We start from the raw sequence: 14,880 nt of genomic DNA, 5'->3' as shown, positions 1-14,880 counted from the left end.
TTTAGTTACTGGCGGACTTGATACAAGTGATGAAATTGTTAAATTAGCGAATGACCTAGCCTTGCCTTTGATGAGCACAACTTATGATACATTTACTGTAGCCACTATGATCAACCGAGCTATGACTGACCAACTTATTAAAAAAGACATTATTTTAGTGGGCGATATCTATACGAAGCTTGAACAAACGATGTACCTGAACGTAGAAGACACCGTACTGGATTATCGTAAATTAAATGAAAAAAGCGGGCATACTCGTTTCCCGGTTGTCAGTAAAAATATGCGTTTAGTTGGAATCGTTGCAGCTAAAGATATGATTGGAAAAGCAGATCAGTTAAGTATCGAGCGCGTGATGACAAAAGACCCAACTCTTGTAAAGACTCATATGAGTGTAGCCAGTGTTGGACACCTGATGATTTGGGATGAATTAGAAGTCATGCCTGTAGTAGAAGATAATATGACGTTGATGGGCATTATTTCCAGACAAGATGTGATGAAAGCTATGCAATCTGCTCAACGTCAACCTCAAGTTGGAGACACCATTGCTGATCAAATTGAAGAACAAATCGTATTAAGCAATAAAGAATCGGCAGATTTAGAGTCAGGTATTCCGGCATATAAATTCAATGTCACTCCACAGATGACAGATTCAGTAGGTACCATTTCTTTTGGTGTCTTGAGTGAAATTGTTACGAGTTGTGCAAAACGTTCTTTATTGCTCTATCAAAAACGAAACGCGTTGATCGAGCAAATGGATTTGCATTATTTTAAAATGATTCAATTAGAGAGTGTTTTAGAAATAAAACCAAAAGTTTTTGAAATTGGCAGACGTTCATCAAAATTTGACATTGAAGTTTACGTGGAAAATGTTTTAGTTGCGAAAGCTATTGTTATTTGTCAAATGTTGCAAAGAAATTAAAAGGAGTAGGTAAGTTATATGGCACATTTTCCTTATCAAGAAATTTTAGAAGTTATTATGCAGCACGAGACGATCATTGTTCATCGCCATATGCGGCCTGATCCCGACGCACTTGGTTCACAAGGAGGACTTGTTGAAATTCTAAAGGCAAGCTTTCCGGATAAAAAAATATTAAAAGCAGGAGGCCCAGTTGGCGACTTAGCTTTTTTGACAACAATGGATACCGTTCTTGATGAAGATTATCAAGGAGCCTTAGTGATTGTAACAGATACTGCAAATCGTCCTAGAATCAGCGATGAACGATACGGTCAAGGGGCCAAGCTGATTAAAATAGATCATCACCCTAATGACGATGCATACGGTGATTTGCTGTTGGTAAACATCGAAGCCAGCAGTTGCAGTGAAATTATTGCTGATTTTTATTTAGCTAATCAAGACCAGTTAACGTTATCAGATGAAGCGGCTCGTTTACTGTATGCTGGAATCGTAGGAGATACAGGACGTTTTTTATATCCTGCAACTACCGCACATACGATGCAAATAGCAGCTATGCTGATGGGTTATGATTTTGTCCCTACTGAAGTTAACAACCAAATGAATGTAATCTCGAAAAGAGTTGCCCAGTTAACCGGCTATGTATTGCAAAATATTGCAGTTTCAGCAAGTGGGGTAGCTAAAGTGATGCTGACTAAAGAAATTATGGAGCAGTTTGGGGTAACCGATACTGAAACATCTTCAATCGTTTCTATTCCGGGTACAATCGAAGGAATTTTAGTTTGGGGAATTTTTGTTGAACAACCAGAAGGCTACTTTAGATGCCGTTTAAGATCAAAAGGGCCTGTCATCAATGAAATTGCAAAACTTCACCATGGCGGCGGACATCCTTTAGCCAGCGGGGCAAATGCAAAAGATGAAAAAGAAATTAGTCAAATCGTAGCGGAGCTGACAGAATTAGCTCAATTATGGGGAAATAAAGAGAAATAGAAAAAGGGGGTTAGGACAACAGTCCTAACCCCTTTTGCATATCCGAATGTTTATTCTAGAACGTGTTCCAAAAAGCAGACTTGGCGTTTACACTTTTTACTTTGAATCAGTTACTCTGTTTCTTCAGGCTTATTATTTTCTTGAACAGGATTGAGTTTAAAAATATCGATGACTTCTATAGTACTATTACCGGATTTTATAACGGTAAAAGAATAGTCACCTGCAGTAAGCGTCTCGCCTTCAGCAATATCGTATTTTTCATTTAGCATCCAGCCGCCAATGTCATCCACATTTTCTTCTTCAATGGAAAGACCAAAAAGTTCATTGATCTCATCAACCAGCATTCTTGCACTGACACGATAATGGTTTTCGCCGATTTTCTTCATTTCGGGTTCATCAATACTTTCATAATCATCACTGATGTCTCCAACGATTTCTTCTACAATATCTTCCATTGAAAGCATACCGCTGGTTCCACCATATTCATCGACTAAAATAGCAATCTGATTCCGTTCTTTTTGCATTTTTACTAACAATTCTTTAATAGGAATCGTTTCGATGACGCGAATAATAGGACGAATATAATTAGAAAAATCAAATGATTCAGGCTGATTAGCTTCTACAGCATCCACATAAGCGGCAAAGATTTCTTTTGTGTTTAATGTACCTAAAATGATATCTTTATCGCCATCTTGGATTACTGGATAACGAGTATAGCGTTCTTCACTAACTAACTGACTGATCTCTTTTAAAGACATATCCGTTGAAACAGTAATCATTTCCGTACGGGGCACCATGATTTCACGGCTCATTCGATCATCAAAAGCAAAGACATTTTCAACGAATTGAAACTCATCACGATTGATTTCACCGCTCTTTAAACTTTCTCCCATAATAATCCGCAATTCTTCTTCGGAGACACCTTCTCCAAATTCGCTTTTAGTGGGAACTCCAATTGCATGAGAGATAGAATTAGCTAATTTATTTAGAATAAAAACAATTGGATACATGATGCGGAACCAAAATTGTAAAGGTCTAGCAATAAGCAACCCAATTTTTTCTGTATTATTGATGGCAATATTTTTTGGTACTAATTCACCTATTATTACCTGAATGAAAGTTAGAATTATAAAAGAGAGTACCACAGAAGTGATTTTTGAAACAGATGCAGGGAGACGAATGTCGGAGAAAAGTGAATCAAATAGACGACCAAAAGTTGGACTACCTAACCACCCAATGGCAAGAGACGTAACGGTAACTCCAAGCTGAGTAGCCGATAAATAAGTATCTAATCTTTGGGTCATTGTTTTTAGTAGTCGGGCTTTTTGATTGCCGTTTTCGATTAAAAAGTCTAGGCGAGAAGGACGAATACGTACTAGAACAAACTCAGACATAACAAACAAAGCTGCAATAAATAAAATAACAAAAAATAAAATCATACCGGTAGTTATTGACAAATGGCTGCTTACGTTAACGAAACGTAAGCTTCACCTCCTTATAAGGTTGTAAAAATAAGATTGAATGGATTCTCGTTTTGTTACAGTGAATTTCTTAAGGGGGAAAAGATAAAACAAATCAAAAGAAAGTGGATGGACATTATTTACTTTCCTTTGATCAGTTACTGTTTGTATTCTATTTTCTGTCCCAAAGATGCTCACCTCTTTTTTATTTTGATTAAGTTAATATTTGTCTTTTTAGTGTGAATGATTCTCTACAGCCAGTGCTGGCAATTTAAAAAAGACTTATAGGTTTACTTTACCTTAATATGGTAAAATGATAAAGTAAAAAACATTTTTTTTATTAATTAATAAAAAAACTATCTGCTGGTTTATCTATTATCACTATCCTACTTAAGTAGGATAGTGATAATAACCAACTTTTGATATACTTCTACTGCTGAAGAAGCAGACAATTAAATAGTAAATATAAAGGATGTCTTAATCAAATGAATGAACCAACTTTTTTTGAAAAAATAAAACAACAATTGAAACTCTTTTGGAAGTGGCTTAAGCCCTATCTTAAGATAGCTAGACAACAGATAGGTCGAGTATGGAAAAAATATCATTTTACTAAAATTTTAATTTTGCTTATTTTAACTATTTCATTAGTTAGCAGCGTATATTTATTATACCTTGCTAAAACAGCAAATGTATCCACATTAAAAGCCGGCCTTGAACAGACAACGACTGTTTACGATGTGGAGGGTGAAGAAGCAGGAACGCTTTATTCGCATAAAGGGTCATTTGTTTCAATAGATCATATTTCTCCTTCTATTCAAGCAACCGTTATTTCAACTGAAGACAAATGTTTTTATGACCATAATGGGTTTGACATTATCGGAATAGGCCGTTCAGCCGTTGGTTTTGTGTTAAATGGCGGAAAAATAAGCGGTGGAGGAAGTACAATTAGTCAGCAATTGGCTAAAAATGCTTATTTGACACTTGACCAAACCTTGATCCGTAAACTAAAAGAATTATTTTTAGCGATTGAAATCGAAAAGAAATATACCAAATCAGAGATATTAGAAATGTATTTGAATAATGCTTATTTTGGAAACGGCGTCTGGGGAGTAGAAGATGCGTCTCATAAGTATTTTGGGAAATCGGCAAGTGAAGTTTCTTTATCGGAAGCGGCAACGATTGCTGGAATGTTAAAAGCACCAACTACTTATAATCCAAGAGACAATATGGAAAATGCTTTATCACGCCGAAATGTAGTATTAGATTTATTGGTCAAAAATGAAGGTGTCACACCTGAAGCAGGTGAAGCGGCAAAAAATGAAACTTTGACATTGAACGATGATTATCAGCAAACTAATGGCTACCAATATCCTTATTATTTTGATGCAGTGGTGGAAGAAGCTATCAATAAGTATGGCCTTGGAGAAGAAGAAATTTTAAATAAAGGCTATAAAATCTACACATCTTTAAATCAAGACTATCAAAAGAGAATGGATCAAACTTATACAAACGATTGGCTGTTTGAAGATGCTGCAGATGGAACATTATTACAAAGCGGCTCAGTGGCAATGGATCCTAAAACAGGAGGGGTTTTGGCTATCATAGGAGGACGCGGCGAACATACTTTTAGAGGATTTAATCGAGCTACACAGATCAAACGCCAGCCAGGATCTATAATGAAGCCGTTAGCCGTCTATACTCCAGCGCTCGAGTCAGGTTATGAAATGGACTCTCTATTAAAAGATGAAGAAGCTTCTTATGGTACGGATAACTATACGCCTAAAAATTATACCCATACGTACGCTGGGGAAGTTCCGATGTACCAAGCTTTAGCTCAAAGTTTAAATGCTCCAGCAGTTTGGCTGTTGGATCAGATTGGCTTAAATAAAGGAATTAAAAAAGTTGAAAAATTTGGGATTCCTGTTCAAGAAAAAGATAAATATTTAGGATTAGCTTTAGGAGGAACAACCGGCGGAGTTTCTCCTTTACAGATGGCCAGTGCATACACAACTTTTTCAAATGAAGGAGTACGCAGTGAAGGTTTCTTTATTACAAAAATCGTTGATGCAACCGGTGCAGTAATCGTTAACCATACTGATCCAAAACAAACTAAAGTTACTTCTCCTAAAATAGCAGAAGAAATGACCAGCATGTTAATGGGAGTCTTTACCAATGGAACTGCCAGCAATAACGCACCAAACGGGTATACGATCGCAGGAAAAACTGGAAGCACAGAAGTGACATTCAATGAATCAGGTGGAACAACAGACCAATGGACGGTTGGTTATACACCCGATATTGTTGTAGCAACATGGATAGGTTTTGACGAAACAGATGAAAACCATTATATGGGAACAGGAAGTTCAACAGGTGTAGGCCCTTTATTCAAATTGGAAATGGAAAATATCTTACCAAAAACACCTCAAACAGCTTTTGGAACAGAGAATGCTGAAACATTAGTGCAATCTGAAGCAGAAGAAAACCCACAATGGAAAAAAGAGGTGAAAGACACTATTGACCAATGGAGCGGTCAATTTAAAAATGGATTGGATCAGTTAAAAGACAAAACCGGAAAATGGATAGAACGGTTTAAAAATCATTAGTTTTACTGGGACAAGAAGAAAGAGTTTATTGGAAAAAATTAAATGGAAATGGTATAGTAAATAAGTGAATAAAAAATAACAGGAGAGTGATTTAGATTATGAACAACAATATTTATGATACAGCTAATCAACTTGAACAAGAATTAAGAACAACTGAAGCGTATGCTGATTTAAAAGCGGCTTTTGATTCAGTGAAAAATAATGCTGAAGCAAATGAAGTGTTTCAACAGTTCCAAGAAATTCAAATGAAATTACAACAAAAACAAATGTCCGGAGAAGAAATATTAGAAGAAGAAATTAAAGAAGCACAAGAAATGGCATTGAAATCTGGCGACAATGCGATAATCAAAGATCTAATGGAAGCTGAACAAAAATTAAGCACTCTAATAGATGATTTAAATCGTATCATTATGAAGCCTGTTCAAGATATTTATCAAGGATAAGCTAATAAAAAAAGTTCACTCAACTTGTGAAATGGTAGTGAACTTTTTTTATATTTCTACCTGAACATATGTGCCCTTCGAATAATGATAATAATTAGTTAAGAAAGGAAAGATAGTAGTGGTTCAGTTTATTCATGGAGCTGATTTACATTTAGATAGTCCCTTTATTGGCTTGAAGTCTATGCCTTCTTTTATTTGGGAAGCCATTTACAACTCAACATTTCAAGCGTTGACTAACTTAGTTGATGTAGCAATTGAAAAAGAAGTCGATTTTGTATGTCTGGTAGGAGATATCTATGATAATGACGATCGAAGTGTTAAAGCTCAGGCCTATTTAAGAAATGAAATGGAACGTTTGAATAAATACCATATTCCGGTGTACTTGTTGCATGGGAATCATGACTACATAGAAAACCAAGGGTTGCATTTGAAAATGCCTGACAATGTGACTATATTTGGTGAACAAACGGAAACACATTGGTTGACGACTAAACGAAATGAGCGAGTAGCTCTTACAGGATTCAGCTACACAGAACGTTGGGTCAGAGAAAGAAAGATAACAGAATACCCAAAAAAATTCGCAGAAGCTGATTATCAAATTGGCTTATTACACGGATTTTCAGAAGGATTAGAATCAGAACACGGCAATTACGCTCCTTTTTCAATTGGAGAATTGAAAAGCAAACAGTATGATTATTGGGCATTGGGTCATATTCATAAAAGGCAGCAACTATCTGAGCATCCTCCAATTATCTATTCGGGAAATACTCAAGGACGCAGCAGCAAAGAAAATGGACCAAAAGGGTGTGAATGGGTCACACTTACGGATACAAAGGAAGAGATCATTTTCTATCCGACAGCACCCATACAATGGGAACGCATTGAATTATCAATCAAAGATTTAAAAACCCTTAATGAGGTTTACCAGCTTATTCAAGAAACGATAACTCACAAGAAAAATAAAGCATACAGCCTTTTTCTTTCCATCGCATTAAAAGATACCACTACCTTATTAGAAGGTGTCAGAAAGAAAATAAACAATGGCGAACTCATAGAGGCACTACAACAAATACCAAAAGAAACAGGATTTGTATGGGTATATCAAATTGAATTGACAACAGATAAAGAAGAGAAAACAACTTATGTCCAACTTTTTCCTGAAGAATGGCAAAAAGCACTGAAAGAAATCGAACAAGAAGCTAATTTTAATGAGTTAACCAATTCATTTTTTGATTACGCAGAAGCAGCTGAGTTACTTGAAACAAGAGATCAATTATACCGTGAAAAGATTTTAGAAAATGCAAAGCAACAAGTTCAATTTTTGTTAGGGTTTGAAGGAAGTGATGAAAATGAAAATTAAAACGATTGAGGTTTATGGTTTTGGAAAGTGGGTAAACCAAACATTTGAATCCGTGGATCAATTGCAAATATTTTATGGAGCGAACGAAGCAGGAAAAACGACTTTGATGGCTTTTATCCATAGTATATTATTCGGTTTTCCAACTAAGCAAAGTTCTGAATTGCGTTATGAGCCAAGAAGCAGTGTGCAATATGGCGGTCGTCTTACCGTTTGCGATACTGTATATGGAGAAGCTACAATTGAACGCATAAAAGGGAAAGGCAATGGAGAAGTCACCGTGACCTTAGCTAATGGAGAAACTGGCTCTGATGCGTTACTTGAAAAAATGGTTTACGGAGTAGATAAAGCAACTTACCAAGCCTTATTTTCATTTAATCTTTTTGGACTTCAAAGAATACAACAGATGAATCGCTCCAAACTTAACCGCTATTTTTTAAGTGTCGGTACGCTTGGGAATGAACAGCTTTTAAAAGTAGCCGATAAATTTCAAGCAGATGCAGGAAAATTATATAAACAAACTGGAAGAGTTCCTGAAATCAATCAAAAAATGAGAGAAGTTGAAGAAAAAAGGCAGCAAGTTCGAACAGCAAAAGCGAAAAATGATGAGTACACAACTCTTTATACTCGAAAAGAAAAATACGAACAAGAAATTGCAGCAGTTAGGGTTTCACGAGATAAAGCAGAAAAACAGTTAGAACAACTTAGTCATTTAGCAGCAAATTGGCAACTTTTTTCTGAAATGCTGTCCATCCAACAAGAAATAAAGAAAATAGATTTAGTTAGTTTGCCTGAAGACGGATTGTACCAATTGAATCATCTAAATCAGTCTATTGAACACATCAGAATGGAAATAGTGCAAGAAAAAGAACGTTCTAAGCAAATAATGGAAAAAAATAAGTTAAAGCAGTCACAACAGGTATATTTAGCATATAAAGAAGACATACAGGACTTGATAGCTGCAATGGATACGGTCAAAGAAACGCTGCAAGAAAAAGAGTTTATTGAGCGGGAAATCCAAACAGAAACTAATCAGTTTGTACGAAGTAAGTTACAATTAGGACTGAATGTAGGACAAACTCTCCCGTTACCTCAAACAGAAGAGCAAAAAAAGAATTACCATCAGCTTTATCAGGTGATGTCAAAAACAGCGCAAGACAACCAAATGATTGAAGAAAAAAGCGCCTTTTTAACTTACCAAGAGAACTCCTTAACCCAACAACTAGATAAAATAGAGCCGCACTTATGGGAAAACCAACATTTTCAAGAAACTGAAAGCTATTATAAAAATAAACGAGCTTCTGATTTGTATCAAGGACAGGAAAATAAATTAAATAAGCGATCTAGTAAAAAGCAAGTTAACCCAGCTCTTTTGAGTGGGGCGATTGGCTTGATTATAGGAATTATAGGATTGTTTATGAACGGGATCTCAGGAACCGGGTTGTCTATAATAGGGATACTTATGATCGTTTTGAGTATTTTATGGGGATTCAAGAAAAATCAGGCTGTTTCTACAGAAACACAATCAGGTTATACCTATGAAGAATACATCAAGCAAAAGGAACTTCGAAAACAATGGCGTGGTATTTTAGCAGAATTCGATCATGTAATGATAGAATTAAAACAAATAAATGAAGCATTAGAAAAAAATACTCAGCAAAAATCAGAGGTTGAAAAAAATGTAAAACAAATCATTGAAGCTAACCATTATCCAGAAAATTTCTCTATCAGTGACTTAGTTGCACAACCAGATCCTTTTGACATATTGCGTGAACAGAAGCAGTCTATTGAAAAAAAGGAAGAAACACACAATCAATTAACAGAAAAACTTGCTCAATGGAAAGAACGTGCTCGGTTTCTAGAGTCTGTCATTTTTGTTGATTGGAATCATATCCCAGCTGTCATAGCAGGCATTACCCAATTCTACCAAGAAGCTGTAGCAGAGGAGCAAAAGCTTTTGGCAGTACACGAAAAAGAAGAAGAACGACAAAAACAGATTAAAAAATACGTTTATCAGCAAAGAGAATTAGAACAACAACGGTTGTCGTTGTTTCAGGCTGTAAAAGCGAAAGATGAACAAGACTTCCGGAAAAAATTTGTTTTATTTGATCAATGGAAGCAGAAAAAAGATCGGTTAGCGTTGCTCAAACAGCAAGTATCAGCTGATATTGCTTTATTAGAGCAGTACCGTGACCAGACAGACTTATTAGAACAAATTGAAAAAACTAAACATATGATTCAACAGTATAAGAAAAATGAAGAGCAACAGATTAATCAAAAAATCAAACAAGAAGTAGCTATGAAGGAATTAGAAAAAGGCGGTGCCTATTCTGTTCTATTGCAAGAATATGCGAATTTAAAAAGTGAATTACAAGAGTTGGTAGATAAGTGGGCAACATATAAAGTGGCTGCTGATTTAATTGAACGTGCACTTACGCATGCTCGGAAAAATCGATTTCCTGAAACTATTCAAGATACAACAACGTTCTTTAAGATGCTGACAAAGAATAATTATCAAAATGTTTTCATAAAAGAAAATAGGATAGAAGTCAAACGGCAAGATGGAGTTATTTTTGATGCAGCCGAATTGTCTCAAGGAACAGCAGAACAGTTATATGTTGCTTTGCGGTTTGCTTTTGTTAAAAATGCAAGTGATATAGTTTGTTTGCCATTAATGATCGATGATGGATTCGTTAATTTTGATCAAAGCCGTAAAACTCAAATGCTGGAATTAATGAAGCAAGTAAGTGAAACAACACAAGTACTTTATTTTACTTTTGACGAACAAATGTTGTCTAAGTTTCGAAAAGAGCAAATAGAAATGTTATACTGATTACAATAGAAAGCGAGGGAGCCTAATGGATAAAAAATTATTTGAATACAATGTAGACGAAACCTTCGAACTGTATTTATTGATTAAAGCTGCGGATATTCGAGTAGCAAAAAATGGAAAGAAATTCATTGCTTTTACTTTTCAAGATACGAGTGGACAAATGGATGGCAAATTTTGGGATGCTTCTGAAGAAGATATCGCAGCCTTAACTGCTGGAAATGTTGTAAAACTTTCAGGGAAAAGAGAATTATATCAAGGGAAACCTCAAATCAAAATATTCAAAGTGCGGGTAACGAAAGCAGGGGAACCCAATACACCTGATCTTTTCATAGAACGAGCTCCATTAAAAAAAGAAGATATGATGGAAGAAATCAATGAAACACTTTTCGAAATCACTAATGCTAATATGAACCGAATCGTACGTTATCTTTTAAATCAATATCAAAAAGATTTTTTCCAATATCCAGCTGCAAAACGTTTTCACCATGCATTTATGGGAGGCTTAGCTTTTCATACGATTTCAATGTTGAGAATAGCAAAATCGATTGCAAATCAGTATGAGGATATTAACAAACCCCTGTTGTTTTCAGGAGTCATTTTACATGATTTAGGAAAAGTCATTGAATTATCTGGTCCTATTTCAACAGAATATACGCTAGAAGGAAATTTGATCGGGCATATCGTTATTCTAGATGAAGTTATTACAAAAGCTTGTCAAACACTTAAAATTGATGACAAGAGTGAAGATGTTATTTTGCTGAAACACATGATTTTAGCTCACCATGGGAAATTAGAGTATGGATCACCCGTCCAGCCAAAATTAAAAGAAGCAGAAATTCTATTTATGATCGACAATTTGGATGCTACAATCAATATGTTGAATGGAACATTAAGCAGAACAGAGCCAGGAGCCTTTACTGAACGTATTTTTGGTTTAGACAATCGGATATTTTATAAGCCGCAGCTAAGTGAAAAAATCGATGAAGATTAAAAATAAAAGACCAACAGGAAATCGAGATCTCGATTTCCTGTTGGTCTTTTACATGTTACTAGTATTATTTTTCAGAGCTTTCAGAATCAGCAGTACTTGAGTCAGTAGCTTTTGAATCTGAAGCTTTTGAATCTGAAGCTTTTGATTCTGTTGTACTTGATGAAGTATCACTTGATTTTAAATAGCCATCCATTGCAGTAGAAAGGTCTTCATCGTTAATCACTACATTAGCATCTTGCATAATAGTAGATAATATTTCTTGAATTCCAGCACTATCAGCTAATTTTTCTTGGAGCAATTGGTCTTCAATTGTCTTACGTTCTTCTTTCAACGAACCTTTTTCAGGTTTTTTAACCATTTTAATGATGTGGTAACCATATTCAGATTTTACCGGTTCAGTTGTTATTTTTCCTTCATCTAACTTAGCAGCTGCTTCTTCAAATTCTGGCACCATTTCTCCGGTAGAAAATGTCAATTCGCCACCATTTTCAGCAGTACCGGTATCCGTGGAATTTTCTTTTGCAAGTGTAGCAAAATCAGCACCATCATTTAATTGTGTAATCAAATCTTTTGCTTTATCTTCATCAGTAACAAGAATATGTGCAACCGTCATTGGAGGTGTGTACGCATCATAAGCAGTTTGAATTTCTTCATCTGTAAATTTAGTGTGGTCCTTGACAGCTGCTTCAATCAATAAGTTTAAACGAATAGTGTCTTTGTATGAAGAATCAGTGAAGCCAGATGAAGCAAGGACATTTTTAAATACATCTGCTCCGCCATAAGACTCTTCTTGTTTTTTATATTCCGCGTTTACTTTTTTATCTGTAACAGTTTTTCCATATTTTTCGGTTAAGACGTCTTTAATAATCAATTGTTGTAAAGTAGAAGAACCTGCAGTTGTTTTCATTGCTTCATATAATTCATCTTGTGAAATTTTACCAGCAGTTGTAGAAGCAACTGTATTGTCTGCACAACCAGCAATTGCCAAACCGGCTAAAACTGTTGCAGTTGTTAAAATAAGTTTTTTCATTATAAATATACACATCCATTTCTTTTTTTTCGCTGTTCAACATGTTTCCAATCACAAGTACTAATATACCACAACCATTTAAATAAAAAAAACAAAATCGAGCAAACCTCAATAAAGTCTTTTAAAAATCACAAAAAAAACATAAAATAATAAAAGATAAATAAAAAAACGGACCGGATTGCTCAATCGGTTCCGTTTTGTTTATTTACTTTTGAGAAGTTACTTCTTGACTTAGATCTTCAACGTCTTTAGATAATTTTTCAGCTTGTTCTTGAATTCGTCTCATCCGAGGCTCTGCCTGGTAAGTAAAATCTTCTACAGATTCAGTGACTTCTTCTGTAAACTCTTCTACTAAAGCTTTGCCTTCATTTGTAAGAACTGAAACAGCATCTTTTAAGTCATTTACGCTTTTTGATACATCATCGACTAAAACAGTAGTATCATCAATATAATCTAGTAGCATTTCTCTATTTTGTTCACCAGAACGAGGAGTATTCAATAAAGTATACGCTCCGCCAACTAGTGAACCAAAAATAAGTCCTTTTAAAAATTCTTTTGCCATGGTTATCCCTCCATTTTTTCTTTAATTGATGCAGCAATTGCATCTAATTCAGCAGCTGTGTATTTCTCTGAATGATCACCAAACATGATACTAAAATCATCTCTCGCAGTGTAGCGCGGTAACAAATGGATGTGACTATGAAAAACAGACTGATACGCTACCGATCCATTGTTACTCATAATGTTCATTCCCGTAATTGCTGGATTAGACTGTTCAATGGCTCGTGCGATTTTAGGGATACGAGAAAAAACAGATGTTGCCATTTCTTCATCATATTCAAAAATATCCCTTACATGCTTTTTTGGAACGACTAAAGTATGTCCAGGCGTTACTTGTGTTAAATCAAGGAAGGCAACAACTTCTTCATCTTCATAAACTTTACGACTTGGGATCTCATTATTGATAATTTTACAAAAAATACAATCTGTCACGGAATGCCCTTCTTTCTTATTAAGATTTAATTAGCAAATGTGTTAATCTATTCAATCAGTTCATCTTTCCATTTTAAGGATTATAAGTTTTCATAATAAATGTATCACAAAAATTAAATAAAGTGAAACGGTAACAAACAGAAAAACGAGAAAGCTTCTCTTATTAGAGTATGGTACAATAAAAAACAAGTAAAGAAAATGAGGGGGAGAGAGTGTTAATGAGTTTAAAAGTCTCGCATGTTACAGGAGGTTATAGTCAAATTCCTGTTTTAAAAGATGTTTCTTTTGAAGTAAATGACGGAGAGCTGATTGGGTTAATTGGCCTTAATGGAGCAGGAAAAAGTACGATTATCAAACACATTATCGGCTTAATGAACCCGTCTAAAGGAGAAATCAAACTAGATGGGCAGACCCTAAAAGAAAACATTACTGCTTATCGAAAAAAAATCGGTTATATACCTGAAACACCTATTCTTTATGAAGAATTAACGTTACGGGAACACATTGAAATTACAGGGATGGCTTATGATATACCTGCAGATATTGCTTTTTCAAGGGCAGAGAAATTGCTGAAAAAATTTCGATTAGAAAAAAAGCTAGATTGGTTTCCAGCCAATTTTTCTAAAGGTATGAAACAAAAAGTTATGATTTTATGTGCATTTTTGATTGAGCCCAGTCTATATATTATTGATGAACCTTTTGTTGGTCTAGACCCGCTAGGAATCAATGCATTATTGGAATTGATGAATGAGATGAAACGCCAGGGAGCTTCTATATTAATGTCTACGCATATTTTAGCCACCGCCGAAAGACAATGCGACCGGTTTGTTTTGCTTCATGAAGGCGTCATTCGTGCTGAAGGGACTTTAGAAGATTTAAGAGCTGTCTTTGATATGCCGCTTGCTACATTAGATGAGATCTATCTTCAGTTGACTCAAGAAGAGGATGTTCAAGTATGATGAATAATTTATGGAAAAAAAGAGTTGCGCAACACCAAAAAAAAATGATGCGGTATTTAAAATATGTTCTGAATGATCATTTTGTTATTGTTTGTTTATTTTTAGTAGGTGCACTAGGGTACGTTTATTCTGAGTCTTTAAAAAGTCTGCCAGAAAATTTTCATTATGCAAAGTGGATAGCAGTTGTTGTTTTTACAGGGATGCTTTTTATTGGAAAGTTAGCTACTCTTCTCCAATCTGCGGATACAGTTTTTTTGCTTCCGAAAGAAAAAGAATTGAAAGGTTATTTGCATTTAGCTAAACGATAT

General features: G+C 35.1%; 13 protein-coding genes. 9 read left to right on the top strand and 4 right to left on the bottom strand.

The window, feature by feature from the left end:
* Both RT405_RS02805 and RT405_RS02800 read left to right on the top strand, forming a co-directional pair.
* Window positions 1–919: CBS domain-containing protein (locus RT405_RS02805; RefSeq protein WP_313467374.1), on the top strand; the 919-nt coding region annotated here is incomplete at its 5' end.
* A gap of 18 nt (window positions 920–937) precedes the next feature.
* Window positions 938–1,903, top strand: a complete 966-nt coding sequence (locus RT405_RS02800) for a bifunctional oligoribonuclease/PAP phosphatase NrnA (protein ID WP_313467372.1) — start codon at window positions 938–940, stop codon at window positions 1,901–1,903.
* Window positions 1,904–2,013: 110 nt separating this feature from the next.
* On the opposite strand, the gene RT405_RS02795 is transcribed toward RT405_RS02800, so the two are convergent.
* The gene (locus RT405_RS02795; protein ID WP_313467371.1) at window positions 2,014–3,360 is read right to left on the bottom strand and encodes a hemolysin family protein; all 1,347 of its coding nucleotides are present in this window, start codon (window positions 3,358–3,360) and stop codon (window positions 2,014–2,016) included.
* 488 nt (window positions 3,361–3,848) lie between these two features.
* Between RT405_RS02795 and RT405_RS02790 the strand changes: the two genes are divergently transcribed.
* The 5 genes from RT405_RS02790 to RT405_RS02770 all read left to right on the top strand — a co-directional run bounded on the left by RT405_RS02790 (window position 3,849) and on the right by RT405_RS02770 (window position 11,590).
* Window positions 3,849–5,966, top strand: a complete 2,118-nt coding sequence (locus tag RT405_RS02790; protein WP_313467369.1) for a PBP1A family penicillin-binding protein — start codon at window positions 3,849–3,851, stop codon at window positions 5,964–5,966.
* Between the two features lie 98 nt (window positions 5,967–6,064).
* Window positions 6,065–6,409, top strand: coding sequence for a YlbF family regulator (locus RT405_RS02785; protein WP_035029124.1), 345 nt, complete (start codon window positions 6,065–6,067; stop codon window positions 6,407–6,409).
* A gap of 118 nt (window positions 6,410–6,527) precedes the next feature.
* Window positions 6,528–7,769 (top strand): DNA repair exonuclease, encoded by a 1,242-nt coding sequence (locus RT405_RS02780; protein WP_313467368.1) that lies wholly within the window; start codon window positions 6,528–6,530, stop codon window positions 7,767–7,769.
* Window positions 7,759–10,599 (top strand): AAA family ATPase, encoded by a 2,841-nt coding sequence (locus RT405_RS02775; protein ID WP_313467366.1) that lies wholly within the window; start codon window positions 7,759–7,761, stop codon window positions 10,597–10,599. Before RT405_RS02780 ends, RT405_RS02775 begins: the two co-directional genes overlap by 11 nt.
* A 25-nt stretch (window positions 10,600–10,624) precedes the next feature.
* Entirely contained in the window at window positions 10,625–11,590 is a 966-nt protein-coding gene (locus tag RT405_RS02770; protein WP_313467364.1) for an HD domain-containing protein, read from the top strand.
* 64 nt (window positions 11,591–11,654) lie between these two features.
* Here RT405_RS02770 and RT405_RS02765 read toward each other — a convergent pair whose 3' ends face one another.
* From RT405_RS02765 to RT405_RS02755, 3 genes are all read right to left on the bottom strand, one after another.
* Window positions 11,655–12,620, bottom strand: a complete 966-nt coding sequence (locus RT405_RS02765; protein WP_313467362.1) for a peptidylprolyl isomerase — start codon at window positions 12,618–12,620, stop codon at window positions 11,655–11,657.
* A gap of 205 nt (window positions 12,621–12,825) precedes the next feature.
* A complete protein-coding gene (locus tag RT405_RS02760) occupies window positions 12,826–13,182 on the bottom strand; it encodes a YtxH domain-containing protein (protein WP_313467360.1) in 357 nt (118 codons plus the stop codon).
* A gap of 2 nt (window positions 13,183–13,184) precedes the next feature.
* Window positions 13,185–13,613, bottom strand: coding sequence for an HIT family protein (locus RT405_RS02755; protein WP_313467358.1), 429 nt, complete (start codon window positions 13,611–13,613; stop codon window positions 13,185–13,187).
* Between the two features lie 218 nt (window positions 13,614–13,831).
* On the opposite strand from RT405_RS02755, the gene RT405_RS02750 reads away from it, so the two are divergent.
* The gene (locus RT405_RS02750) at window positions 13,832–14,572 is read left to right on the top strand and encodes an ABC transporter ATP-binding protein (protein ID WP_313467356.1); all 741 of its coding nucleotides are present in this window, start codon (window positions 13,832–13,834) and stop codon (window positions 14,570–14,572) included.
* A partial coding sequence (locus RT405_RS02745) for an ABC transporter permease (protein ID WP_313467355.1) occupies window positions 14,569–14,880 on the top strand: 312 nt, incomplete at its 3' end. The genes RT405_RS02750 and RT405_RS02745, both read left to right, overlap by 4 nt.

Origin of the sequence: Carnobacterium sp. (genome assembly GCF_032094055.1) — a bacterium.
In the GTDB taxonomy this organism is placed as follows: Bacteria; Bacillota; Bacilli; order Lactobacillales; family Carnobacteriaceae; genus Carnobacterium_A.
This window is presented reverse-complemented; position numbering and strand designations above follow the sequence as displayed.

Bases quoted from the DNA above. Each gene is read 5' to 3' on its own strand.
- RT405_RS02800 (WP_313467372.1), top strand. From the start codon at position 938: ATGGCACATTTTCCTTATCAAGAAATTTTAGAAGTTATTATGCAGCAC.
- RT405_RS02790 (WP_313467369.1), top strand. From the start codon at position 3,849: ATGAATGAACCAACTTTTTTTGAAAAAATAAAACAACAATTGAAACTC.
- RT405_RS02785 (WP_035029124.1), top strand. From the start codon at position 6,065: ATGAACAACAATATTTATGATACAGCTAATCAACTTGAACAAGAATTA.
- RT405_RS02775 (WP_313467366.1), top strand. From the start codon at position 7,759: ATGAAAATTAAAACGATTGAGGTTTATGGTTTTGGAAAGTGGGTAAAC.
- RT405_RS02770 (WP_313467364.1), top strand. From the start codon at position 10,625: ATGGATAAAAAATTATTTGAATACAATGTAGACGAAACCTTCGAACTG.
- RT405_RS02765 (WP_313467362.1), bottom strand. From the start codon at position 12,620: ATGAAAAAACTTATTTTAACAACTGCAACAGTTTTAGCCGGTTTGGCA.
- RT405_RS02760 (WP_313467360.1), bottom strand. From the start codon at position 13,182: ATGGCAAAAGAATTTTTAAAAGGACTTATTTTTGGTTCACTAGTTGGC.
- RT405_RS02750 (WP_313467356.1), top strand. From the start codon at position 13,832: ATGAGTTTAAAAGTCTCGCATGTTACAGGAGGTTATAGTCAAATTCCT.